Raw genomic sequence first — 24,011 nt, 5'->3', positions numbered from 1 at the left:
GTAGCCCGGCTAAGCGCAGCGCAAGCCGGGAACATATCCAGCCTAGCGCGCCAGATTGTCGTAGCCGCGCCAGCGATAGTTAAGCACCGATAGCGCCCAACAGGCGACAAACAACCCGACCACCACAAATCCGGCGTCGCCGAGGTTGTCGTTTAACGCCCCTACCCAGCGCCATATTCCGCCGCTGAGCGCAAACTTATCCATCAGCAGGCCCAGCGCTTCCAGGCCGCCGATAAACAGCGCCACCACCACCGAGGTGCCGGTGATGGTCATGTTGTAATAGAGCTTGCGCTGCGGTTTGCTGAACGCCCAGCCGTAGGCGCCGACCATCAGCACGTTATCGAGGGTATCCACCAGCGCCATACCACTGGCGAACAGCGCCGGGAAGACCATAATCGACCAGACGGAAATCCCGCTCGACGCACCGGCGGCGGAGATACCCAGTACGCCGATTTCGGTGGCGGTATCAAAACCGAGACCAAACAGGAAACCGACCAGGTACATCTGCCAGCTGCGGCTTATCAGACGGAAGGTCTTGCCAAACAGCCAGCTCATCACCCCGCCGCCGCTGACGATTTCGTCGCTCACCGGCTCCCCGCGCTTCCATGCCTGAAAGCTGCGCCACACGCTGCGTAAAATCACCAGGTTGATAAAGGCCATCGCCAGTAAAAACAGGGCCGACACCGCGGTGCCGATGACGCTGCCGGTATCATGCAGCCAGCTCATCTGCGTGCTGAAGGCGGTGGCGGTCGCGGCAATCGCCGCCGAGGCCAGCACCACAATCGATGAGTGGCCCAGCGAAAACCACGCCCCGACGGCGAAAGGCCGCCGCCCCTGCTGCATCATCTTGCGGGTCACGTTATCAATCGCCGCAATATGGTCGGCGTCCACCGCGTGGCGCAGGCCGTAGCCCCAGGCCAGCAGGCTGGCGGCCATCAGCGCGCCGCTGTCGCCAAAGGCCTGCAGCGCCCAGCACCAGGCCAGTAAATTCGCCGCGATCAACCCCAGCACCAGACCCGCGGCGCGCGGCTGCTGGCGTAAAACTGTCATTATCATGGTTGTATTCCTTGAGCCTGCCAGCGGGCGGCGGCGATCACCGCCTGACCATAGGCGATTGCGCCGTCGCCGGCCGGCAACTGCTGTGCAAACAGCAGAGTAAAATCCGCCAGATAAAAGGTCAATCGCGCCGCCAGCAGGCGGTTATGCAGCACCCCGCCGCTGCAGACCATCGTGTCGATGCCGCGGACGGTGGCGCAGTCGCGGGCCATCGCCGCCAGTCCCCAGGCCAGGGCGTCGTGGAAAGCCCAGGCTTTCTGCGCCGGAGTCGCCTGCCAGCTCAGCCATTGCCGCCAGAAGGTCGCTAAATCCAGCGCGTCGTCGCGCCACGGCAGCGTAACCGGGTGGCTGACGCCGGGGCAGCTGGCGGCCAGCGCCTCCAGCCGACAGGCCGCTTCGCCTTCATAGCTCAGACTCTCCGGCGCGCAATCCAGGGCGCAGGCAACGGCATCAAACAGCCGTCCGCAGGATGAGGCGCGCGGCGCGTTAATCCCGCGCTCGATGGCCTGCGCCAGCAGCGGCCAGTTGCGCTGGCGCAGGGTGGCGGCCTGCGGATAATCCTGCCAGTCAGGGACAAATGCCAGACAGTGGGCCAGCAAATTTCGCCACGGCTGGCGTGCCGCCAGGTCCCCCCCTGGCAGCGCGACGGCCGGCAGCCCGCCAAGATGTTCGCATTCGCGATAGTTGACCCGCAGGCACTCCCCGCCCCACAGCGCGCCGTTCTCCCCCATACCAATACCGTCGAGTGTCAGGGCGATAACGTCCCCGCCGTCAAGCGGCCAGCGGTGCTCCGCCAGGCATGCCGCGGCGTGGGCATGGTGATGCAGCACTGTCTCCAGCGGCAGGGGCAGGGAGGCCGCCCACTGCGTTGAGCGATAGCCGGGATGGGCATCAACCACCACCCGCTGCGGCACAAACGCGTAAATGCTCTGCATCAGCTGCAGGGCGCTGCGCCACTGCTGTTCAACACCTTCCTCGCCAAGATCGCCAAAGTGCTGGCTCAGCACCGCTTCGCTGCCGCGCGCCAGGCAGAAGGTATTTTTCATATCCGCGCCGAGAGCCAGCAGCGGCGGGATGTCTCCTAGCCCTGGCGGCAGCGGCAGCGCGTCCGGGACGTAGCCCCGGGCGCGGCGCAGCATTTCACCGCTTGAGCGCACCAGTGAATCATCCATCCGCTGTACGATGTCGCGATTATGCAAGAGAAAGCCGTCGGCAATGTCGGCTAACTCATTGAGCGCCTGAGCATTACTTAACGTCGGCGGACGGCCGCTAAGATTGCCGGAGGTCATTACGATGGGGCGCGCCAGGCCCTGCAGAAGCAAATGCTGCAGCGGATTAGACGGCAGCATCACCCCAACTTCCGCAAGCCCTGGCGCTATTTCGTCGCACAGGCCGGAGACCTGCGCTTTGGCAATCAGTACGATGGGCGCCGCCGGGGAGCCCATCAGCGCCGCAGCGGCGGCGGGTAAGCCCGTTGCCGTCGGCAGCATTACCGCCAGCGGTTTTGCCGGGCGGTGTTTTCGCGCCCGCAGCGTGGCAACGGCAGCGGGGTTACCGGCATCGCAGGCCAGATGAAAGCCGCCGATGCCTTTTATCGCCACGATTTTGCCCGCCGCCAGCCGGGCGATAGCCGCCTGCAGCGCCGCCTCGCCGTCCAGCGTTTCCCCCTCTGCCCGCCATTCCAGTCGCGGCCCGCAGTCGGGGCAGGCCACCGGCTGGGCGTGAAAACGGCGATCGGCAGGATCGCGGAATTCCGCCTCACAAGGGGAACAGAGCGGGAACGGCGCCATTGCGGTGAAGGGCCGGTCGTAGGGCATGGCGCGAATAATGGTCAACCGCGGGCCGCAGTGGGTGCAGTTGATAAAGGGGTAGCGGTAGCGGCGTGCCCGGGGATCGTTCATCTCCGCGAGGCACGCCGGGCAGGTCGCGGCATCGGGCACAATCTGAGTCCGCATCCGTCCCGCCCCGCTCTCGCGGATGGTGAAATCCTGCGGCGTGGCCGCCCAGCGATAGGGAATGCAGGCGGTACTGTCGATCCGCGCCAGCGGCGGGCAGTGGTCAGCCAGAGCGGCAGTAAAACTGTCGTCGCCCCCGACCAGCCGCACCAGTACGCCGTCGCCGTCGTTACAGACATCGCCGCAGCGGGCCTGCGCCCGGGCCAGCTGCCAGACAAAGGGGCGGAACCCCACCCCCTGCACTTTACCGCGAATGCGGATTTGCACCCCGTTCATGCCTTGACTTACCAGGCCAGCGCCGTACGGCGACGTTTCTCGATATTCATCTGCTCAAGTTTGTTGCGGTCAACGCACACGAGGGCATGCGTCGGGCAGACTTCCATGCAGGCCGGGCCGCTCTCGCGGTGGAAGCAGAGATCGCACTTGTTGGCTTCGGCTTTTTCCGCCACGACGTTCAGTCCGGCGCCGCTATGGCGGATCACCGGGCGCACCACCACCTCCATCGCCCCGTACGGGCAGGCGACGACGCAGGTTTTGCAGCCGATGCAACGCTCCTGCATCACATGGACAAAGCCTTTATCGCGGCTGATGGCGCCGTTCGGGCAGACATTGGCGCAGGGGGCGTCTTCACACTGACGGCAGGCGGTCGCCGTGGAAACATTGACCCCTTTGATCACGTGAATACGCGGCTGAAAGGTGTGAGGCGTCAGGGAGGCGCAGTCCTGATGTTCCTGATGGGATACCACGCAGGCCACTTCGCAAGTGCGACAGCCGATACATTTGCTCGCATCGGCGATAATGAAACGGTTCATCCATTTCTCCAGCAGTAAGAAGGTTACGCGCCGGAGTATGCATAATACGTTCCAAGTTTTTAATATATTGATTATAAAGATTATTATAGCTGCGGTTTGCTGTCATCGTCAGTAGTGACGATGACAGCTGACGACGTCAGGCACAGGGGCCCGCCACCAGCGACTCGCGTTCAATCAGCGCTCCGGGAAAGCTTTGCTGAAAGTTGAATTCCCCGCCATCCAGCATAAAGATCAGCCGATTGATGCTCTCTTTAATCATCTCCGTCACCGGCACCCGGACGCTGGCGAGCGACGGCACCATATACGGCGCAAGAGCAATATCGTCAAACCCCACCACCGAGACCTGTTCTGGCACCTTAACGCCCAGCTGGTGAAGCTGCTTCATCGCCCCGATGGCCATATCGTCATTGCTCGCCACCAGCGCGCTGTAGGTAACCCCGCGCTGACGCAGGCTCTCCACCCCCGCCGCCCCGGTTTCCGGCGTCCAGCGCCCTTCGGCGATAAGCGCCTCGTTCAGGGCGATGCCGTGGCCAGCCAGCGCGTCTTTGTAGCCGGCGAGGCGTTCGACGCCGGTGGGAGAGTCAAGGGAGCCGGTAATAAAGGCGATATCGCGATGGCCAAGCGCAATCAGCCGCTCCACTACCCGCATCGCCGAGGCTTTTTGATCGGACCAGACGCAGTGGCTGGCGTGGCGGCGCAGGCGGCGATTAAGCACCATGATCGGCTGCGAGTGGTTCTCAACGATCTCGTCCATCTCATCAACGGTGAGAAAGCGCGGGTAGATGATGATCGCATCGCAGCGCAGATCCAGCAGGTACTGGATCGCCTCCCGCTCCTCTTGCGCGCTGTGCTTGCCGTCGGCCAGGATCAGCTGCCGCCCTTTATCCTCCGTCATCCGCGCCACGTGATACAGCAGTTCGCTAAAATAGACGCCGTGGTACAGGGTATTGGTCACCACCAGGCCGAGGGTTTGCGTGGTTTTGGTCGCCAGGTTGCGCGCCAGCAGATTAGGCCGGTAGCCGCTCTCCGCCACCGCCTTAAACACCCGGTCTTTGGTCTCCTGGCTGACATAGCCGTTGCCCGACAGCACCCGCGAAACGGTCGCCTTCGATACCCCCGCGCGCTTTGCGACCTCCAGCATCGTTGCCATGTGATTCTTCCTGTTGCAAAAGTTGCAGGCAGTGTACTGCACGTTTCCCGCTTTTACAGCACTCCCCTGTTCATCACCGCGATCCGGCTCACGGCGACGCTTAGCGATCAAAATCACAAAATTGAGATCATATTTTTTTATTTCTTGTGCAATTAAATAAAACTCACCATGATTTTGTGGAACCGGTTTCCTACAAAAACATGGTATCGCCCGGCGATGCGGGGCGGTGGGAGATCAGTACCCTATTGATAAACAGGATAAAATCCGATGTCGAAAAATTATGCAGCCCTGGCGCAACAGATAGTCGCGGCAATCGGCGGGGTCGACAACGTCGCCGCCGTTACCCACTGCATGACCCGTCTGCGCTTCGTGGTTAAAGACGACGAACAGGTCGATAGCTCTACCCTGAAAGGCCTGGCCGGGGTGCTCGGCGTCGTGCGCAGCGATAACCAGTGCCAGGTGATCATCGGCAACACTGTCTCCCAGGCCTACCGCGAGGTGGTGAATCTGCTGCCAGGCGACCTGCGCCCGGCTGAGCCGCAGGGCAAAGCGCCGCTGACCCTGAAACGCATCGGCGCCGGGATCCTCGACGCGCTGATCGGCACCATGTCCCCGCTGATCCCGGCGATTATCGGCGGATCGATGGTCAAGCTGCTGGCGATGATCCTCGAGATGAGCGGCGCGTTGCCGAAAGGCTCGCCGACGCTGACCCTGCTGGCGCTTATCGGCGACGGCGCATTTTTCTTCCTGCCGCTGATGGTGGCCGCCTCCGCGGCGGTGAAATTCAAAACTAATATGTCGCTGGCTATCGCCATCGCCGGGGTGCTGGTGCATCCTGGGTTTATCGAATTGATGGCCAAAGCCGCCCAGGGAGAACACGTTGAATTCGCCTTTATTCCGGTTACCGCGGTGAAATACACCTATACGGTGATCCCGGCGCTGGTGATGACCTGGTGCCTGTCGTATATCGAGCGCTGGGTGGATCGCATTACCCCGGCGGTGACGAAAAACTTTCTGAAGCCGATGCTGATCGTGCTGATCGCCGCCCCGCTGGCGATCCTGCTGATTGGCCCGCTGGGCATCTGGATCGGCAGCGCCATTTCCGCGCTGGTGTATACGATCCACAGCTATCTCGGCTGGCTGTCGGTGGCGATCATGGGCGGGCTGTGGCCGCTGTTGGTGATGACCGGTATGCACCGCGTCTTTACGCCGACCATCATTCAGACCATCGCCGAAACCGGCAAAGAGGGTATGGTGATGCCATCGGAGATCGGCGCCAACCTGTCGCTCGGCGGCTCTTCGCTGGCGGTAGCGTGGAAAACCAAAAACCCGGAGCTGCGCCAGACGGCGCTGGCCGCCGCGGCATCGGCGATTCTGGCCGGGATTTCCGAACCGGCACTGTACGGCGTGGCGGTGCGCCTGAAGCGCCCGCTGATCGCCAGCTTAATCAGCGGCTTTATCTGCGGCGCGGTGGCAGGCATTGCCGGACTGGCCAGCCATTCGATGGCGGCGCCGGGGCTGTTTACCAGCGTGCAGTTTTTCGATCCGGCCAATCCAATGACCATCGTCTGGGTGTTTGGCGTGATGGCGCTGTCGGTGGTGCTGTCGTTTGCCCTGACGCTGATCCTTGGCTTTGAGGACATTCCCGTTGAGCAGGCCGCTGCCGACGCCAGAGCGCGCCAGGCCCGGGCCCAGGCATCCCACGCCTGAATACACTATTGATAATGAGGTAATGCATGGCGAGTTTCCCACAGGGATTTTTATGGGGCGGCGCACTGGCCGCCAACCAGTCTGAAGGCGCTTATCTTGAAGGCGGTAAGGGGCTGACCACCGTGGATACCCTTCCCCACGGCGCCCATCGCCTGCCGGTAAAATTAGGCCTGGAGAAGCGCTTTACGCTGCGTGAAGACGAATTTTACCCCAGCCACCAGGCGATCGATTTTTACCATCGCTATAAAGAAGATATCGCCCTGATGGCCGAGATGGGGTTCAGCGTCTTTCGCACCTCCATCGCCTGGAGCCGCCTGTTCCCACGCGGCGACGAACAGCAGCCGAATCCGCAGGGCATCGCCTTCTATCGCTCACTGTTCGAGGAGTGCAAAAAGCACGGTATCGAGCCGCTGGTCACCCTGTGTCATTTCGACGTGCCGATGCATCTGGTGATGGAGTACGGCTCCTGGCGCAACCGCAAAATGGTGGATTTTTTCAGCCACTACGCCCGCACCTGCTTTGAAGCTTTTGACGGCCTGGTGAAATACTGGCTCACCTTCAATGAAATCAACATCATGCTGCACAGCCCCTACTCCGGCGCCGGTCTGGTGTTTGAGGAGGGAGAAAATCAGGAGCAGGTGAAGTATCAGGCCGCGCATCACGAGCTGGTGGCCAGCGCGCTGGCGACGAAAATCGCCCATGAGATTAACCCGCAAAATCAGGTCGGCTGTATGCTGGCCGGCGGTAATTTCTACCCTTACTCCTGCAAGCCGGAAGATGTATGGATGGCGCTGGAGAAGGACCGCGAAAACCTGTTCTTTATCGATGTCCAGGCCCGCGGCGCCTATCCGGTGTGGGCCGCGCGGGTGTTCCGGGAAAAAGGGGTCACGATTGCGAAACAGCCGGGCGATGACGAGATCCTAAAAAACACCGTCGATTTCGTCTCCTTTAGCTACTACGCGTCGCGCTGCGCCTCGGCGGAGATGAACGCCAGCAACACCAATGCCGCCAACATCGTCAAGTCGCTGAAGAACCCGCACATTCCGGCCAGCGAATGGGGCTGGGGCATCGACCCGCTGGGCCTGCGCATCACCATGAACATGATGTACGACCGCTATCAGAAACCGCTGTTCCTGGTGGAAAACGGGCTTGGCGCCCGCGATGAGATCGATGCCAATGGGGACATCAATGACGACTATCGCATCAGCTACCTGCGCGAGCACATCAGGGCGATGCGCGATGCTATCGGCGACGGCATTCCGGTGCTGGGCTACACCAGCTGGGGCTGCATCGATCTGGTCTCGGCGTCCACCGGCGAGATGAGCAAGCGCTACGGCTTTGTCTATGTCGATCGCGACGATGCCGGCAACGGCACCCTGGCGCGTAAGCGTAAAAAGTCATTCTTCTGGTACCAGAAGGTGATAGCCAGTAACGGCGCCGATCTCGACTAAGCACCCTCGCCCACGCGCGCCCGTTCCCCGCGCTAACCGGGGGACGGACGTCGGCTATCTGTTGCATCCATTACATGCTTTTTTCTCGAGCCTGATTCCAGTTTCTGGTTTGCCACCTGTTTACAATAACTGGTATTTTATCCAGTACTTTTACCGGGGTATCTTCAGCAAGGAGCACATCATGAGCGCACAGCACCCTACCGCAGCCAGAGGGATAGCCAGGGCCATTCGCCAGTTAACCGTGGGATATGTCAGAAAACGCCATGAGGACCGCAAAACGCGGGAGACGCGGCGCTACACCCGCCACGCGGCATTAAGCTTAAACGGCGACTGGCTGGAGCAGGCGGGGTTTCCGGTCGGCACGCAGGTCAGAGTCTCGGTGTCGCCCGGTAAATTAGTGATAGAGAATCTTGAGCTGGCAGCGCCGGGAACGGGGCTCCCGTCCGGCCAGTCGTGCGCCGGCGGAGAGCCCGGTTCGCCACAGGGCTAGTCGTCCGCGGCCTCCAGCTGAGTAAAGCCGCCCTTGCCCTGCCAGCCTGCCAGCTGCTGATACACCCGGGCAACGGCCTCTTTCACCGGCTGGGTCATCGGATAATAAAAACCGACGATATCCGGCTGAATGCCGAGGAAAATCACCTCGCCGACGTCTTCTTTCAGCTGATCGACCAGATAGTTGAGCGGCATGTTATGGGTGGTCATCATAAACATCTCGGCGATGTCGTCGGGATCGATGATGCGAATGTCGCCGGGGTTTAGGCCCATATCGGTGGCATCGACAATCAGCAGGCGTTCGGGGCGTAATTCGCGGATCGCCACGATGTCGTTTTCCGGCGCGCTGCCGCCGTCGATGACCACCCACTGGCCGGCCGGGTTCGCCGCGCACATCTCCGCCAGCAGCGGGCCGGCGCCGTCGTCGCCCATCATGCTGTTGCCGACACAGAGTAAAACGTCAGTCACGTAATCTCCTCACCATCAGGTAGATGGCGCTCTCCTGGTGAATATCATGCAGCATGCTGAGCAGGGTTTTGCTCCACGCCTGCTGCTGCGGGGTCTGCGCGGACTGCGCTTTATCAAAGGCGTTGGCCAGCATCGCCACATGACTGCTGTCGATGACGATTTCGCCATACTTCGGCACGCCCTCCATTTTGCGCCGCGCGGCGCTTCCGGCCTCAAGGGTGGCGATCCATGCCAGATACGCGTCCCACGGGCAGCTCAGCGCAGCCTCCAGACAGTCGATGACGCCGAGGTGGTGGCCAATCGCCAGGCTGTAATAGACCACCTGCTGCGCCTGATCCGGCGTGGCGTCGTTCTCATCAATAAATTTACGGCTCAGCTGACTGAACACCACCGTCTCGCTCATCGGATACGCGCCCCCTCGACCACCTGGTTGAGATGGGTGACGATCTCGGTCAGACGCGGATCTTTCTCCGCCTCCAGCCAGCGCAGCACCTGACTGTCGCCCTGGCCAAGCAGACGCATATAGTCATCGGCAATCTGCCGTCCATAGCGATAGCCCGCCAGACGCCGCGCTTCGCGATCGATGCGCACCCGCAGAGGCTGCACCATATCGGCATGCAGCAGCTCGGTCGGCTGTTCGTCGAGCTCACCCGGCAGACGGGCATGAATTTTCTGCTCCAGCAGGCCAAGCGCCATGGCGAAGCCGTACAGCGTGGCGGCTGGCGTCGGCGGGCAGCCCGGAATATAGACGTCGACCGGTACGATTTTATCGGTACCGCCCCAGACGCAGTACAGGTCGTGGAAGATGCCGCCGCTGTTGCCGCAGGCGCCGTAGGAGATACAGATCTTCGGATCCGGCGCCGACTGCCAGGCGCGCAGCGCCGGGGAGCGCATCGCGCGAGTCACTGCCCCGGTAAACAACAGAATATCGGCATGGCGCGGCGAAGGCACCACCTTAATCCCGAAGCGTTCAGCGTCGAACAGCGGCGAAAGGGTGGCGAAAATTTCGATTTCGCAGCCGTTGCAGCCGCCACAGTCGACGCGGTAGACGTAGGCCGAACGTTTAATCTTCTTCAGTAGCGAGGCCTTCATGCTGGCGATGGATTCATCCACCGTCATCGGCACGGGAATGCCGTTTTCATCGCGCGGGCCAAGTAAAGTGCTCATCAGCTGGCCTCCCTCATATGGCGGGTCAGTTCAATACGATCGGACGGCACCAGGCATTTCTGGCGCTTGCATTCCGGGCAGGTTTCGAAGCTTTCGCGGTGCAGCTCGGCGCGGGTATCGCCGTTATGCTTGAGCAGCGCGATGGCGTAGTCGATCTCCTTCTGCACCGCGAACGGAAGCTGGCACTCCCGGCAGTGGCAGATAGCGAAGCGCGACTGCTGGAGGAAATCCTCTTTCTTCCACACCGCCAGCTCATACTCCGGCGACAGCTTAATCGCCGCCGTCGGGCACACCTCTTCACAGCGACCGCAGAAGATGCAGCGCCCGAGATTGAACTGCCACGCCAGCTGGTTAGTGGCCAGATCGATCTCGACCGTCAGGGCGTTCGACGGGCAGGCGTTCACGCAGGCCGCGCAGCCGATACACTGCTGTGGCGTATGCTCCGGCTTGCCGCGAAAGTTTTTGTCCACCGGCATCGGCTCCAGCGGGTAGGCGTGCGTCGCGGTGCCGGTCTTAATAACTTTTTTAATAAAGGTAAACATGGCGATTCCTTATTTCAGCGGCGAGTTTTTACGCTCGATGCTGTAGCGCTCCAGCTCTTTGTATGGCACCACTTTGCTCTTCTTCTTGCGTACATCGACCACGGTCATGCGGTCAGTACAGGAGTAGCACGGGTCGAGGCTGCCGATGATCAGCGGCGCATCGGAAACGGTGTTGCCGCGCAGCATATAGCGCAGGGTTGGCCAGTTGGCGTAAGTCGCCGCCCGGCAGCGCCAGCGGTACAGTTTCTGGTTGTCGCCGGTCATGCTCCAGTGGATATCGTCGCCGCGCGGCGCCTCGGAGAAGCCCAGCGCGAAGCGGTGCGGAATATAGGTGAACCCCTCCACCATCAGCGGGCCGCCCGGCAGGTTATCGAGACCGAAATCAATCATATTCAGCGCGGTGTAAACCTCGTTGATCCGCACCTTGAGGCGAGATATCACGTCGCAGCCCTGTTCGCTGTGAACTTCCATCGGCAGCAGGCCGTAACCGACAAACGGGTGGTCGGCGCGGGTGTCGCGGGCGTGGCCGCTGGCGCGCACCATCGGGCCGACGTTGCTGAAGTCACGGGCGATTTCCGGGTCCAGACGGCCAATACCGACGGTACGCTGTTCCATATTCGGCGTGCTGAGCAGCATATCCACCAGCTCCTGCACGTCGCGACGCATCTGCTGCGCCAGCTGACGGGTCTGGATCATGTCCTCTTTCAGCAGGTCGCGGCGGATCCCGCCGATCAGGTTCAGGCCGTAGGTTTTACGCGCGCCGGTAAGGATCTCTGCCATCTTCATCGAGGTTTCGCGCACGCGGAAGAACTGCATAAAGCCGGAGTCAAAGCCGGTAAAGTGGCAGGCCAGACCGAGGTTCAGCAGGTGCGAGTGCAGGCGTTCCACCTCCAGCAGAATGGCGCGGATCATCTGCGCCCGCTCCGGCACCACGATGCCCATCGCGTTCTCCACCGAGGTGGTGTAAGCGGTGCTGTGGGCGAAGCCGCAGATGCCGCACACCCGGTCCGACAGGAAGGTCACTTCGTTATAACCCATGCGGGTTTCCGCCAGCTTTTCCATTCCGCGATGGACGTAGAACAGGCGGTAGTCGGCGTCGATAATGTTCTCGCCGTCAACGAACAGGCGGAAGTGGCCAGGTTCATCAGAGGTGACGTGCAGCGGGCCAATCGGCACCACGTTGTTTTTCTTGCTGCCGAGCTCGTTAATAAACTCGTAGGTTTCGGCGTCGGTGGTCGGCGCCGGACGCTGGCGATAATCCATGCTGTCTTTGCGCAGCGGATAGAGTTCGTCCGGCCAGTCGTCCGGCAGCACCAGCCGGCGTTCGTCCGGCAGGCCGACCGGCACCAGGCCGTACATATCACGCACTTCGCGCTCGCCCCATACCGCCGCCGGGACGCGCGGCGTCACCGACGGGTATTCCGGTTTGTTGGCGTCCACTTCCACGCGCACGGTGATCCAGCATTTGGTGCCCTGCTCCATCGACAGCACGTAATAGACCGCGTAGTGGCCGTTGAGCTTACGTTCATCGTTGCCGAACAGCACCGACAGCCAGCCGCCCTGCTGGTAGTAGAGAAACTCCACCACTTCCGGCAGGTAATTGACCTTCACGGTGATGGTTAACTGGTCTTTGGTCTGCCAGGCTTCGTCCAGCACCACGCCGGGAAAGGCCTGGTGCAGCGCCGCAAGGTAGTGTTGACCGATTTTTTCTTCAGACATGCTCAAACTCTCTTAATCACGCCACCAGCAAGGAGACGAAAGCTAAAAAGGCGAAACCAAACCCGGCCCAGGTGACGCGGGAGGTGGCACAAAAACGCAGACGCGCCATGCTGTTTTCAAACAGCGCGATAATTAGCACCCCAACCACCAGCTTAACGATGGCGACCACCAGCGCCAGCAGCAGGCCGCCGACGCTGAAGCTGGTCATCTGGCCCCACGGAAAGAAGACCCCGACAAACATCTGCAGCACCACCAGCTGTTTGAGGCTGATGCCCCACTTCAGGATGCCAAAGCCGCTGCCGCTGTATTCCGACAGCGGCCCTTCCTGCAGCTCCTGCTCCGCTTCCGCCAGATCGAACGGCAGTTTGCCCATCTCGATAAAGGTGGCGAAGGCGCAGGCGCATAACGCAAGAATCAGTGGAATGCTGCGCGCCGCCGGCCAGTGGTAAAGGGTATCGGTGATGGCGCTGATATGGGTCGAGCCGGCGACCTGCGCCGCCACCCACAGGCCCAACAGCAGGATCGGCTCCACCAGCACGCCGAGCATCGCTTCGCGACTGCTGCCCAGCGCGGTAAACGGGCTGCCGGTGTCCAGACCGGAAATGGCAAAGAAGAAACGGGCGATGGCGAACAGGTAGATCAGGGTGATGAGATCCCCCAGCACCGGCAGCGGGGAGTCTACCGTCATCACCGGCAGCGCGGTGGCGATGGTCAGCATCACGCCCACCATGACGTACGGCGTCAGGCGAAACACCCAGCCCGAGGCGTCAGGACCGACGCTCTGGCGGCCCAGCAGTTTCAGGATATCGCGATACTCCTGCAGTACCCCCGGTCCACGGCGGTTATGCAGCCGCGCGCGGGCGACGCGAACGATCCCGGACAACAGCGGCGCGACGGCAAACAGCACCAGCGCCTGTAGCAATGCAATTAACAGACTCATTCTCAGGCTCCTCGCGAAATGACAATCACCACCAGCACCGCCAGCTCAACCAGCGCGATCCCGCGCAGCAGCGCCGGCGCCGAGGCCGATTGCCAGCCCGGCACCAGACGCACCGGGTTCAGCCAGTGACGCAGCTTCAGCAACGGCGCAAAGGCCTCTTTCACCGGCATGGCAAAGCCGTGGGCCGTTACCACCATCGACTGCTCGTGGTCGTAACCGCAGACCCACGCCGCGCCGCGCGAGCGCGCCGCCAGGCGATCGCCTTTAAAGAAGATCATCAGCAGGAACGGCAGCAGCGGGCAGGCAATAAGCAGCAGCGCGATCATCGGCTGCGACACCACGCTCGATACCTGAGCCTGCACCGGGAAGGCGCCGCTCACCAGCGGCAGCAGCCACGGCGCGGCGATGCCGCCAACGAGGCAGAACACAGCCGCCAGCACCACGCTCAGGGTCATCAGCCAGGGGGCGCAGGTGGCGTTTTCCGCCTCTTTCGTCCGCGGCGCGCCGAGGAAGGTCACGCCGTAGACTTTCGCCATACACATCACCGCCAGTGCGCCAGTGATCGCCAGGCCAACGGCCAGTAGCGGCCCCAGCAAACGGCCGATAAACAGGTCGCCAGTGCTCATTTTGAAGAAGGATTGATAGATAACCCACTCGCCGGCGAAGCCGTTCAGCGGCGGCAGGGCCGCCATTGCCATCAGCCCCACCAGCATGGCGAGGGAGATCAGCGGCATTTTTTTACCGATGCCGCCCAGCTTCTCGATATCGCGATGACCGGTGCGGAACCACACCGCTCCGGCACCGAGGAACAGCGTGGTTTTGAACAGGCTGTGGTTAATCAGGTGATACATGCCGCCGATAAAGCCCAGCACCATCAGCGTGCTGTTGCGGGTCGCCACGCCGGTGACGAAGGCGCCCAGCCCCAGCAGGATAATGCCGATATTCTCCAGGGTGTGATAGGCCAGCAGGCGCTGAATGTTATGCTCCATCAGCGCATACAGTCCGCCGATAAAGGCGGTGATCATCCCCAGCGCCAGCAGCATCACGCCCCACCACAGCGGCGGCACGCCGCCGGCCAGCGAAACGGTCAGCATGCCGTACAGACCAACCTTCATTACCACCGTGGAAAACAGCGCGGCGGCCGGCGCGCTGGCCCCGGCGTGAGCCTGCGGCGCCCAGCCGTGCAGCGGGATCGCCCCGGCCAGCAGGGCGAACCCCACCAGACCCGGCAGCCAGAGCAGCGGGTTCTGCATCATATCCACCGCCTGAAGGTTGATCTGCGCCAGCTCGAGGGTGCCGTAGGTTGACCACACCAGCCAGCAGGTCCAGGCCATCAGCAGAGTACCGAGACGCCCCAGGGCAAACCACAGCTTACCGGAGGCGGCGCAGCCGGTGAGAAACGCCGCGCAGAGCGCCATGATCTCCGCCATCACCACCAGTGAACCGATATTGGTCACCACCACCGCGCAGGTCGCGGCAGCCAGCAGCAGGTTGACCAGCGGGCCGTTGGCCTTCACCTGCGGGTGGCGATGCCAGCTAATATTGAACAATGACACCGGCAGCGCCGACAGGCCGATGGCCAGCAGCCACAGCGCGTTGACGCCCCCTACCCGTATCGTCAGGTGGAGAAACTGCAGCATGCCGCCGTGGATCCGCTCCGGCATCAGCAGCGCGGCGCCGCCGGCGACCACCAGCATGGCGCTGGCCACCGCGCCGCCGATCCCGGCAATGGCGCCGCTGAGCGGTTTGCGCATGGCAAACAGAAAGGCCAGTACGGCGCTGGCGGCATACCACGCCACCGCCTGATTCACTAATCCAATTACACTCATTCCCTCTCCCCCTGTTGCGCCTGGAACAGCGACAAGTCGCCAAGGTCGGTATTAAAGGTCAGCTGGCGTTTACGCTTGCTGGCCTGGGCGATATCACGGCTATCCACCAGCATCAGCGCGTTGGTCGGACAGGTCCGCACGCAGGCCGGGCCCTGGTCATCGAAGTGGCAGAGGTCGCATTTCACGGCAATAGCGCGCACGCCCGGTACCCAGTCGAGCAGCGAGCTGACGCGCGCCGGCGCCGGCGGCGCGGGGGGCGCCAGCCGGGTATTGGCATTCGCCGGGATATCCAGCGGGCGGCTGCCGGAAAATTCAATGGCGCCGAACGGGCAGGCAATGCCGCACAGTTTGCAGCTTACGCACAGGCTCTCGTTGAGCTGGACCGCGCCATCGACGCGCTGGATGGCGTTAACCGGGCAGACGGTGGCGCAGGGAGCATCTTCACAGTGGTGGCACATCTGCGGTGCCGATTCTTTTTCATTACGCATCACCTGCAGCCGCGGCATAGCCTGCAGGCCGTGCTGGCGATGCGTCTCAGAGCAGGCGGCTTCGCAGGTGCGGCAGCCGATACAGACAGTGGAGTCAGCAATTACAAAACGGTTCACCGGGTCATCCTCGGGTGAAAGTCATTTTTGACGAAATCAGGTTGCGCAGGTGTCATTTTCGACACGTGTCGACACCTTACGATCAGTGGGTCAGCGCCAGATGGCTTAAATCCACCGGTTGGTCTTGTTCCATGGCGTCATACAGACGGTCATAGACGGTGGCGATAATCGCCAGATAGTGCTCCAGCACCTGGTCGCGGGAGCGGTTGCTGATGCGGCCGTCCACCGTGCCATCCATTGCGAGGGTGGCCTGAGCAATCAGATACTTATCACCGCCGTTTTTGTTTTCGACGTAGTACTCGATGGTGTGGCTGTTGAAGCCTTCCGCGAGGGCGACGAACACCTGAAAATGGCCGAACAGCACGAAGCACAGCTCTTTGTCCGGCGCGCAGCTCATCGCGTGATGCAGGCGGGCCTTCGACAAGGTGATCCCCTGAACCAGCGAGTTACAGTAGATGTGCCACTGCTCCTGCTGCTGCCGGTGACGGTCGGCGATGTAATCCGCCTTTTCACTTATTTCCCAAATAGTCATATCGGTTTCTCCGTAGCATGAGATGCACCCTCTAAGCATTTTTCATGCCACATTTTATTTAATTGATTTAACTATGTTTTTATATCGACCTCTGCCGATGCGACATGTCGATGACAGCCCCGGGGCGTCGACATCGACATTGACTGCTACGACGATTTCATTCTGGCATCGTTATTGCATAGAAGGCGCATCGCGATACGGAGGCGACTATGCACGAAATCACCCTCAGCCAGCGGGCGCTGGAAATTATTGAACAACAGGCGCAGCAGGCCGGCGCGCGGCGGGTTACCGGCGTGTGGCTCAAGGTCGGCGCATTTTCCTGCGTGGAAGCCAGCGCCCTGACCTTCTGCTTTGAGCTGGTCTGCCGCGGCACGCTGGCGGAGGGGTGCGAACTGCATATCGCCGAACAACAGGCTGAATGCTGGTGCGATCGCTGTCAGCAGTACGTCCATCTTGTCTCGCAGCACGTTCGCCGCTGCCCGCACTGCAATAACGACCAACTGCAGATCGTGGCGGATGATGGCTTACAGATTCAGCGTTTAGAATTGGAGTAAATTATGTGTACAACATGCGGCTGTGGCGAAGGCAACCTCTATATTGAAGGAGACGAACGAAACCCGCATTCCGCGTTCCGCAGCGCCCCCTTCGCGCCCGCCCCACGCCAGACGATGACCATCACCGGTGTCAAAATCGACCACTTCGCCCCCACCCGCACGCCAGAGGGCGACCTGCATTACGGCCACGGCGAAGCGGGTACCCACGCCCCGGGGCAGAGCCAACGGCGGATGCTGGAAGTGGAGATCGACGTGCTGGATAAAAACAACCGCCTGGCGGCACGCAACCGCGCACGCTTCGCAGCAAAACAGCAGCTGGTGCTGAATCTGGTTTCCAGCCCCGGCTCCGGCAAAACCACCCTGCTCACCGAAACCCTCACCCGGATGAAAGGACGCGCCGACTGCGCGGTGATTGAAGGCGATCAGCAAACGGTCAATGACGCCGCCCGCATTCGCGCCACCGGCACCCCGGCGATTCAGGTCAATACCGGGAAAGGCTGCCATCTCGACGCCCAGATGATCGCCGATGCCGCCCCGCGCCTGCCGCTGGCTGACCGCGGCATTCTGTTTATCGAAAACGTCGGCAACCTGGTCTGCCCGGCCAGCTTTGATCTCGGCGAGCGCCATAAGGTGGCGGTGCTGTCGGTCACCGAAGGCGAAGACAAACCGCTGAAGTATCCGCATATGTTCGCCGCCGCCAGCCTGATGCTGCTCAACAAAGTCGACCTGCTGCCGTATCTCAATTTCGACGTTGAGCGGTGCCTGGCCTGCGCCCGCGAGGTCAATCCGCATATTGAAATTATTCTTGTCTCCGCCACCAGCGGCGAAGGCATGGAGCAGTGGCTCACCTGGCTGGAGACGCAGCGATGTGCATAGGCATTCCGGGACAAATTTGCGCCATCGACGGCGTGCTGGCGAAGGTGGAAGTTTGCGGTATTCAGCGCGACGTCGACCTGACGCTGGTCGGCGCCGTTGATGAGCAGGGCCAGCCGCGGCTCGGCCAGTGGGTGCTGGTGCACGTCGGCTTCGCCATGAGCGTCATTAATGAAGCCGAAGCCCGCGACACCCTCGAGGCGCTGCAAAATATGTTTGACGTGGAGCCGGACGTCGGCGCGCTGCTGTACGGCGAGGAGCGATAATGCGTTACGTAGATGAATACCGCGCCCCCGAACAGGTGATGCAGCTGGTGGCCCATCTTCAGCAGCGTGCGCGTCTGCTGCCGCACACCGCCGCGCGACCGCTGCGCATCATGGAGGTCTGCGGCGGCCATACCCATGCCATTTTTAAATTCGGGCTCGACCAGCTGTTACCGGAGAACATCGAATTTATTCATGGTCCCGGCTGCCCGGTGTGCGTCCTGCCGATGGGGCGCATCGACGCCTGCATTGAGATTGCCAGCCGCCCGGGAGTGATCTTCTGCACCTTCGGCGACGCCATGCGCGTGCCGGGTAAAAACGGCTCGCTTCTGCAGGCGAAAGCCCGCGGCGCCGATGTCCGCATCGTTTACTCGCCGATGGACGCTCTGCGGCTGGCGCAGCAAAATCCGCAGCGCGAGGTGGTCTTTTTTGGTCTCGGTTTCGAAACCACCATGCCCGCTACCGCCCTGACCCTGCGTCAGGCGCGAGAGCGCAACGTCGATAACTTCTACTTTTTCTGCCAGCACATCACCCTGCTGCCGACCCTGCGCAGCCTGCTGGACCAGCCGGAGAACGGAATCGACGCCTTTCTCGCCCCGGGCCACGTCAGTATGGTGATCGGCACCGAAGCCTACGGCTTTATCGCCAGCGACTATCACCGTCCTTTAGTGGTCGCCGGTTTCGAACCGCTTGATCTACTGCAAGGCGCGGTGATGCTGGTTGAGCAGACAATAGCGCAGCGCAGCGATGTGGAAAATCAATACCGTCGCGTGGTGCCGGATGAGGGCAACCCGCTGGCGCAGGCGGCGATGGCCGACGTCTTCCGCCTGGATGGCGACAGCGAATGGCGCGGCCTGGGGGTCATCAGCGACTCCGGCGTGCAGCTTACGCCAGCCTATCAGCGCTTCGATGCCGAGGCGCATTTTCGCCCGGCGCCGCAGCGCGTGTGCGACGACCCGCGCGCCCGCTGCGGCGAGGTGCTGATCGGCCGCTGTAAACCGCACCAGTGCCCGCTCTTCGCCAGCACCTGCAATCCGCAAAGCGCCTTTGGCGCGCTAATGGTCTCCTCTGAAGGGGCCTGCGCCGCCTGGTATCAATATCGCAGTCAGGAAAATGAAGTATGAAAAGCGTCCAGTTAGCCCACGGTAGCGGGGGACAGGCAATGCAGCAGCTGATCGGCGACCTGTTTATGCAGGCCTTCGCCAACCCCTGGCTGGCGGAGCAGGAGGATCAGGCGCGCCTCGATCTGGCGGCGCTCGCCGCCCAGGGGGACCGCCTCGCCTTCTCCACCGACAGCTACGTGATTGACCCGCTGTTCTTTCCCGGCGGCAATATCGGCAAGCTTGCCGTCTGCGGTACCGCCAACGATGTGGCTGTCAGCGGCGCCATCCCGCGCTATCTTTCCTGCGGCTTTATTCTCGAAGAGGGGCTGGAGATGGCCACCCTGGAAGCGGTGGTCGCCAGCATGGCCGACACCGCCCGGGCGGCAGGGGTCGCCATCGTCACCGGCGACACTAAAGTGGTGCCGCGCGGCGCGGCGGATAAGCTGTTTATTAACACCGCCGGCATCGGCGCCATCCCGGCGGACGTTCACTGGGGGACGCAGCAGATTAGCGCCGGTGATGTGCTGCTGGTCAGCGGCACGCTGGGGGATCATGGCGCCACCATCCTTAACCTGCGCGAGCAGATGGGGCTGGACGGCGCGCTGTCCAGCGACTGCGCGGTGCTGACGCCGCTTATCCAGACCCTGCGCCCGCTGAGCGGAGTGAAAGCCCTGCGCGACGCCACCCGCGGCGGGGTTAACGCGGTCGCCCATGAGTTCGCCGCCGCCAGCGGCTGCGGCATCGAACTGCAGGAGGCAACGCTGCCGGTCAACGACACGGTGCGCGGCGTCTGCGAGCTGCTTGGTCTGGACGCCCTGAACTTCGCCAATGAAGGCAAGCTGGTGCTCGCCGTCGCCCGCGACGAGGCGGAAAACGTGCTGGCGCATTTGCGGTCTCACGCGTTAGGGCGCGATGCGGCGATAATCGGCGAAGTGGTCGCCCGCCCGGGCGTACGTTCCGTTGGGCTGTACGGCGTGAAGCGGACGCTCGATCTTCCCCACGCCGAACCGCTGCCGAGAATTTGTTAACGACGGCGTCGGGTCCCGGATAGCGGCTGGCGCCTTATCCGGGCTACAAAACTGCGCGCATATGTAGCCCGGCTAAGCGCAGCGCGAGCCGGGAAAAAGCCAGCGTAATTATTTTGCCCAAACCAGCGGGCGCCCATGGATGGGTTAAAGCGGCAATAACCGCTTTATTAACATACTATTATTTGTACCATCATTTTCTTATGCGCCGCGTTGTCGGCGCGTTTTGGACGTAAGCAATGTCGTATACACCGATGAGCGATCTCGGCCAGCAGGGGCTGTTCGATATCACCCGGCTTTTATTACAGCAGCCCGATCTGGCCGCGCTAAGCGAAACCCTGACCCGTCTGGTGCAACAGTCCGCGCTGGCCGATGAGGCGGCCATCATCCTGTGGAACGCGGGTAATCACCGCGCGGCCAGGTACGCCTGCGATGAGGCCGGCCATCCGGTAAGCTACGAGGATGAAACCGTCCTGGCCCACGGTCCGGTGCGTCGCTTACTCTCCCGGCCGGATGCCCTGCATTGCGATCATGAAACCTTTGCCGACACCTGGCCGCAGCTTATCCGCAGCGGACTGTATCGTCCGTTCGGTTACTACTCGCTGCTGCCGCTGGCGGCGGACGGGCGGATCTTCGGCGGTTGCGAATTCCTCCGCCGTGACAACCGGCCGTGGAGTGAGAAAGAGTTCCAGCGGCTGCATACCTTCGCGCAGATCGTCGCCGTCGTCACCGAACAGATTCAGAACCGGGTCAGCAATAACGTCGATTACGATCTGCTGTGCCACGAGCGCGACAACTTTCGCATCCTGGTGGCGATCACCAACGCGGTGCTCTCGCGACTGGATATCGACGAGCTGGTCAGCGAGGTGGCGAAAGAGATCCATCGCTACTTCCGGATCGACGCCATCAGCGTGGTGCTGCGCAGCGACCGCAAGGGGAAGCTCAACATCTATTCCACGCATTATCTTGACGCCAGCCACCCGGTTCACGACCAGAGCGAGGTGGATGAAGCCGGCACCCTCACCGAGCGCGTGTTCAAAAGCAAAGAGATGCTGCTGCTTAATCTGCACGAACATGACACCCTCGCGCCGTATGAGAAAATGCTCTTCGAGATGTGGGGCAATAAGATCCAGACCCTGTGCCTGCTGCCGCTGATGTCCGGCAATACCCTGCTCGGGGTGCTTAAGCTGGCGCAGTGCGACGAACAGGTTTTCACCACCACCAATCTCAAGCTGCTGCGGCAGATCGCCGAGCGGGTGTCGATCGCTATCGATAACGCCCTCGCCTACCGCGAAATTCAGCGCCTGAAAGAGCGGCTGGTGGATGAGAACCTCGCCCTCACCGAGCAGCTTAATAATGTCGAGAGCGAATTCGGCGAGATTATCGGCCGCAGCGAGGCGATGAACAATGTGCTCAAGCAGGTAGAGATGGTGGCGCACAGCGACAGCACCGTGCTGATCCTTGGCGAAACCGGCACCGGCAAAGAGCTTATCGCCCGCGCTATCCACAACCTCAGCGGACGCAACGGTCGGCGGATGGTGAAGATGAACTGCGCGGCGATGCCCGCCGGGCTGCTGGAGAGCGATCTGTTCGGCCACGAACGCGGCGCGTTCACCGGGGCCAGCGCCCAGCGTATCGGCCGCTTCGAACTGGCGGACAAAAGCTCCCTGTTCCTCGATGAAGTGGGCGATATGCCGCTGGAACTGCAGCCCAAACTGCTGCGCGTCCTCCAGGAGCAGGAGTTCGAACGTCTGGGGAGCAACAAGCTGATTCAGACCGACGTTCGATTGATCGCCGCCACCAATCGCGATCTCAAGCAGATGGTTATCGACAGGGAATTCCGCAGCGATCTCTACTACCGGCTCAACGTGTTCCCGATCCATCTGCCGCCGCTGCGTGAACGTCCCGACGATATCCCGCTGCTGGTGAAGGCGTTTACCTTTAAAATCGCCCGCCGCATGGGGCGCAATATCGACAGCATTCCGGCGGAAACCCTGCGCACTCTGACGCGTATGGAGTGGCCGGGCAACGTGCGCGAGCTGGAAAACGTTATCGAACGGGCGGTATTGCTCACCCGCGGCAACGTACTGCAGCTCTCCCTGCCGGAGCGGGATATCGTGGAAGCCCCGCGGACGCCGGCGGTCCTGCCTGAGGAAGGTGAGGATGAATATCAGCTGATCGTCCGGGTGCTGAAGGAGAGCAACGGCGTGGTGGCCGGGCCGAAAGGCGCCGCCCAGCGGCTGGGGCTCAAGCGCACCACGCTCCTGTCACGCATGAAGCGGCTGGGTATTAATAAAGACGAACTGGTATAACCTCGCGCGCTCCCCCTTTCCGCGCCGGTGAGAGGGAGCGCTGGCGCAGCGCGCTATTTATCGCTGGTAAAACCGTTGCTGGTCGCCAGTTCGGCAAACCACAGCGCATTGCGTTTTATCTGTCGCTCGCCGGTCTCCAGATCCAGTCGCCAGAAGCCGTAGCGCCGTTTGAAGGCATTGATCCACGACCAGTTGTCGATAAACGTCCACTGGTGCACGCCAAAGCAGTTCGCGCCGTCGGCTATCGCCCGATGCAGCTGCACCAGATGCTCCTCCATCAGCTGGATGCGGAAAGTATCGTCTATCACCCCGTCCGCCCCGGGCTCGCCCTCTGATTGTCGATCCATCGCGATGCCGATTTCCGCGAGATACCACTTAATATTGCCGTAGTTATCGCGAATATTGGCGGCAATGTCATAGATCGCCTGCGGCAGGATCTCGTTGTTATCACGATAAGGATTAAAGCGGCCCTGCGGGTTCACCGCGTTTTCGAAATAGTATTCCGGGGTGAAATAATCGAGGTCATATTCGCTCTCACGCGCTTTTACCCGCCGCGGCACATAATAGTTTACCCCAAGAAAATCGATATCCGCGCTGAGGATCAACGCCGCGTCGTCTTTGCTGGTCGTCGGCAGGCAGTCGTGGGCGGCAAGGATCTCGCACAGCGCTTTGGGGAATTCATGTTTTACCAGCGGGTCAAGGAAGCTGCGGTTAAAAAACAGGTCGGCATACCCGGCGGCTTTTTTATCCGCGTCGCTGTCGGTGAGGGTATAGCTCGGGGTCAGGTTGAGCACCACGCCGATCTCGCCCGCCAGCGCCAGTTCACGATAAGCCGTTACCGCTTTGGCGTGCGCCAGCATAATGTTAAACGCCACCTGCGCCGCCAGCCGGCCATCTTTCTTACACGGATAGTGGAAGTCGTACAGGTAGCCCCCCTCAACCGGCACAATCGGCTCGTTGAAGGTTATCCAGTATTTAACCTTATGGCCAAACAGGCTAAAGGCGGTGCGGGCAAAGCGGGCAAACAGCTCGGCTACGTGCGCCGATTCAAAGCCGCCGTACTGTTTCTGCAGCGCTTCCGGCATATCAAAGTGGTAGAGATTGATCATCGGCTCAATGCCGTTGGCGATCATCTCATCCAGATAGGCATGATAAAAACGCACCGCGTCCGGGTCCGGCGCGCCGGTTTCCAAATCCGCGATCAGTCGTGACCACTGTATCGAGGTACGAAATGAGTTGAAGCCGGTCTGTTTCATCAGCGCCACGTCCTGCGGATACTGATGATAAGTATCACACACGGTTTGCGGCCCTACCTGCTGATAAAATCGCTCCGGCTGTTCGGCAAACCAACTGTCCCAGATGGAACGATGGCGCTTATTGGTGACCCCTTCCGTTTGCGGGCCGGACGCCGCCGCCCCCCACAGGAACCCTTGCGGAAACTGATACTGCTGCATAA

The 24,011-nt window shown here is 61.5% G+C and carries 23 protein-coding genes; 9 read left to right on the top strand and 14 right to left on the bottom strand.

Annotated features, from left to right (window positions below; translation table 11 throughout):
* Positions 1 to 42: 42 nt before the first annotated feature.
* The 4 genes from KHQ23_RS15830 to KHQ23_RS15815 all read right to left on the bottom strand — a co-directional run bounded on the left by KHQ23_RS15830 (position 43) and on the right by KHQ23_RS15815 (position 4,973).
* Positions 43 to 1,056 (bottom strand): HoxN/HupN/NixA family nickel/cobalt transporter, encoded by a 1,014-nt coding sequence (locus tag KHQ23_RS15830; protein ID WP_004900080.1) that lies wholly within the window; start codon positions 1,054 to 1,056, stop codon positions 43 to 45.
* The gene (hypF, locus tag KHQ23_RS15825; protein WP_032434962.1) at positions 1,053 to 3,287 is read right to left on the bottom strand and encodes a carbamoyltransferase HypF; all 2,235 of its coding nucleotides are present in this window, start codon (positions 3,285 to 3,287) and stop codon (positions 1,053 to 1,055) included. Before hypF ends, KHQ23_RS15830 begins: the two co-directional genes overlap by 4 nt.
* An 8-nt stretch (positions 3,288 to 3,295) precedes the next feature.
* A complete protein-coding gene (gene hydN / locus KHQ23_RS15820) occupies positions 3,296 to 3,823 on the bottom strand; it encodes an electron transport protein HydN (RefSeq protein ID WP_002914875.1) in 528 nt (175 codons plus the stop codon).
* A gap of 136 nt (positions 3,824 to 3,959) precedes the next feature.
* Positions 3,960 to 4,973 (bottom strand): LacI family DNA-binding transcriptional regulator, encoded by a 1,014-nt coding sequence (locus tag KHQ23_RS15815; RefSeq protein WP_004174685.1) that lies wholly within the window; start codon positions 4,971 to 4,973, stop codon positions 3,960 to 3,962.
* A 267-nt stretch (positions 4,974 to 5,240) separates the two neighbouring features.
* Between KHQ23_RS15815 and ascF the strand changes: the two genes are divergently transcribed.
* From ascF to KHQ23_RS15800, 3 genes are all read left to right on the top strand, one after another.
* Positions 5,241 to 6,683 (top strand): PTS cellobiose/arbutin/salicin transporter subunit IIBC, encoded by a 1,443-nt coding sequence (ascF, locus tag KHQ23_RS15810; RefSeq protein WP_002914879.1) that lies wholly within the window; start codon positions 5,241 to 5,243, stop codon positions 6,681 to 6,683.
* 26 nt (positions 6,684 to 6,709) lie between these two features.
* The gene (locus tag KHQ23_RS15805) at positions 6,710 to 8,134 is read left to right on the top strand and encodes a 6-phospho-beta-glucosidase (protein WP_025367940.1); all 1,425 of its coding nucleotides are present in this window, start codon (positions 6,710 to 6,712) and stop codon (positions 8,132 to 8,134) included.
* A 181-nt stretch (positions 8,135 to 8,315) separates the two neighbouring features.
* On the top strand, positions 8,316 to 8,624 hold the full coding sequence (locus tag KHQ23_RS15800) for a SymE family type I addiction module toxin (protein WP_002914883.1): 309 nt from the start codon (positions 8,316 to 8,318) through the stop codon (positions 8,622 to 8,624).
* Here KHQ23_RS15800 and hycI read toward each other — a convergent pair.
* From hycI to hycA, 9 genes are all read right to left on the bottom strand, one after another.
* The gene (hycI, locus tag KHQ23_RS15795; protein ID WP_004174683.1) at positions 8,621 to 9,091 is read right to left on the bottom strand and encodes a hydrogenase maturation peptidase HycI; all 471 of its coding nucleotides are present in this window, start codon (positions 9,089 to 9,091) and stop codon (positions 8,621 to 8,623) included. The genes KHQ23_RS15800 and hycI overlap by 4 nt on opposite strands.
* Positions 9,084 to 9,494, bottom strand: coding sequence for a formate hydrogenlyase maturation HycH family protein (locus KHQ23_RS15790; RefSeq protein WP_002914887.1), 411 nt, complete (start codon positions 9,492 to 9,494; stop codon positions 9,084 to 9,086). The genes hycI and KHQ23_RS15790 overlap by 8 nt, the downstream gene beginning before the upstream one ends.
* Positions 9,491 to 10,258 (bottom strand): NADH-quinone oxidoreductase subunit B family protein, encoded by a 768-nt coding sequence (locus KHQ23_RS15785; protein WP_002914891.1) that lies wholly within the window; start codon positions 10,256 to 10,258, stop codon positions 9,491 to 9,493. The genes KHQ23_RS15790 and KHQ23_RS15785 overlap by 4 nt, the downstream gene beginning before the upstream one ends.
* A complete protein-coding gene (locus KHQ23_RS15780; RefSeq protein ID WP_004185379.1) occupies positions 10,258 to 10,800 on the bottom strand; it encodes a formate hydrogenlyase complex iron-sulfur subunit in 543 nt (180 codons plus the stop codon). Before KHQ23_RS15780 ends, KHQ23_RS15785 begins: the two co-directional genes overlap by 1 nt.
* Positions 10,801 to 10,809: 9 nt before the next feature.
* Complete coding sequence (gene hycE / locus KHQ23_RS15775; protein ID WP_004151044.1) at positions 10,810 to 12,519, bottom strand: formate hydrogenlyase subunit HycE; 1,710 nt, start codon at positions 12,517 to 12,519, stop codon at positions 10,810 to 10,812.
* A 16-nt stretch (positions 12,520 to 12,535) separates the two neighbouring features.
* Positions 12,536 to 13,459 (bottom strand): respiratory chain complex I subunit 1 family protein, encoded by a 924-nt coding sequence (locus tag KHQ23_RS15770; RefSeq protein WP_023286814.1) that lies wholly within the window; start codon positions 13,457 to 13,459, stop codon positions 12,536 to 12,538.
* 2 nt (positions 13,460 to 13,461) lie between these two features.
* Positions 13,462 to 15,288, bottom strand: coding sequence for a formate hydrogenlyase subunit 3 (gene hycC / locus KHQ23_RS15765; protein WP_004890213.1), 1,827 nt, complete (start codon positions 15,286 to 15,288; stop codon positions 13,462 to 13,464).
* Positions 15,285 to 15,893, bottom strand: a complete 609-nt coding sequence (locus tag KHQ23_RS15760) for a 4Fe-4S dicluster domain-containing protein (protein ID WP_004151047.1) — start codon at positions 15,891 to 15,893, stop codon at positions 15,285 to 15,287. Before KHQ23_RS15760 ends, hycC begins: the two co-directional genes overlap by 4 nt.
* A gap of 82 nt (positions 15,894 to 15,975) precedes the next feature.
* Complete coding sequence (hycA, locus tag KHQ23_RS15755; protein WP_002914925.1) at positions 15,976 to 16,425, bottom strand: formate hydrogenlyase regulator HycA; 450 nt, start codon at positions 16,423 to 16,425, stop codon at positions 15,976 to 15,978.
* A gap of 209 nt (positions 16,426 to 16,634) precedes the next feature.
* On the opposite strand from hycA, the gene hypA reads away from it, so the two are divergent.
* The 6 genes from hypA to flhA all read left to right on the top strand — a co-directional run bounded on the left by hypA (position 16,635) and on the right by flhA (position 22,555).
* Positions 16,635 to 16,979 (top strand): hydrogenase maturation nickel metallochaperone HypA, encoded by a 345-nt coding sequence (gene hypA / locus KHQ23_RS15750; RefSeq protein ID WP_002914928.1) that lies wholly within the window; start codon positions 16,635 to 16,637, stop codon positions 16,977 to 16,979.
* 3 nt (positions 16,980 to 16,982) lie between these two features.
* Entirely contained in the window at positions 16,983 to 17,855 is an 873-nt protein-coding gene (gene hypB, locus KHQ23_RS15745; protein ID WP_032412129.1) for a hydrogenase nickel incorporation protein HypB, read from the top strand.
* Positions 17,846 to 18,118 carry a HypC/HybG/HupF family hydrogenase formation chaperone gene (locus KHQ23_RS15740; protein ID WP_002914934.1) on the top strand — a complete coding sequence of 91 codons (273 nt, stop codon included), beginning with the start codon at positions 17,846 to 17,848 and terminating at the stop codon, positions 18,116 to 18,118. The genes hypB and KHQ23_RS15740 overlap by 10 nt, the downstream gene beginning before the upstream one ends.
* A complete protein-coding gene (hypD, locus tag KHQ23_RS15735; protein WP_032434965.1) occupies positions 18,118 to 19,239 on the top strand; it encodes a hydrogenase formation protein HypD in 1,122 nt (373 codons plus the stop codon). The genes KHQ23_RS15740 and hypD overlap by 1 nt, the downstream gene beginning before the upstream one ends.
* Positions 19,236 to 20,246, top strand: a complete 1,011-nt coding sequence (gene hypE, locus KHQ23_RS15730; protein ID WP_032434967.1) for a hydrogenase expression/formation protein HypE — start codon at positions 19,236 to 19,238, stop codon at positions 20,244 to 20,246. Before hypD ends, hypE begins: the two co-directional genes overlap by 4 nt.
* A 236-nt stretch (positions 20,247 to 20,482) precedes the next feature.
* Entirely contained in the window at positions 20,483 to 22,555 is a 2,073-nt protein-coding gene (flhA, locus tag KHQ23_RS15725; protein ID WP_004174677.1) for a formate hydrogenlyase transcriptional activator FlhA, read from the top strand.
* A 53-nt stretch (positions 22,556 to 22,608) separates the two neighbouring features.
* Here flhA and KHQ23_RS15720 read toward each other — a convergent pair whose 3' ends face one another.
* Positions 22,609 to 24,009: a glycoside hydrolase family 1 protein gene (locus KHQ23_RS15720; protein ID WP_002914970.1), complete on the bottom strand. Its 1,401-nt coding sequence runs from the start codon at positions 24,007 to 24,009 to the stop codon at positions 22,609 to 22,611.
* Positions 24,010 to 24,011: the final 2 nt, after the last annotated feature.

Origin of the sequence: Klebsiella sp. 64 (genome assembly GCF_018223915.1) — a bacterium.
Taxonomy (GTDB): Bacteria; Pseudomonadota; Gammaproteobacteria; order Enterobacterales; family Enterobacteriaceae; genus Klebsiella; species Klebsiella pneumoniae.
Note: the sequence above shows the minus strand (reverse complement) of the source record. Positions and strands in the feature narration are given on the sequence as shown.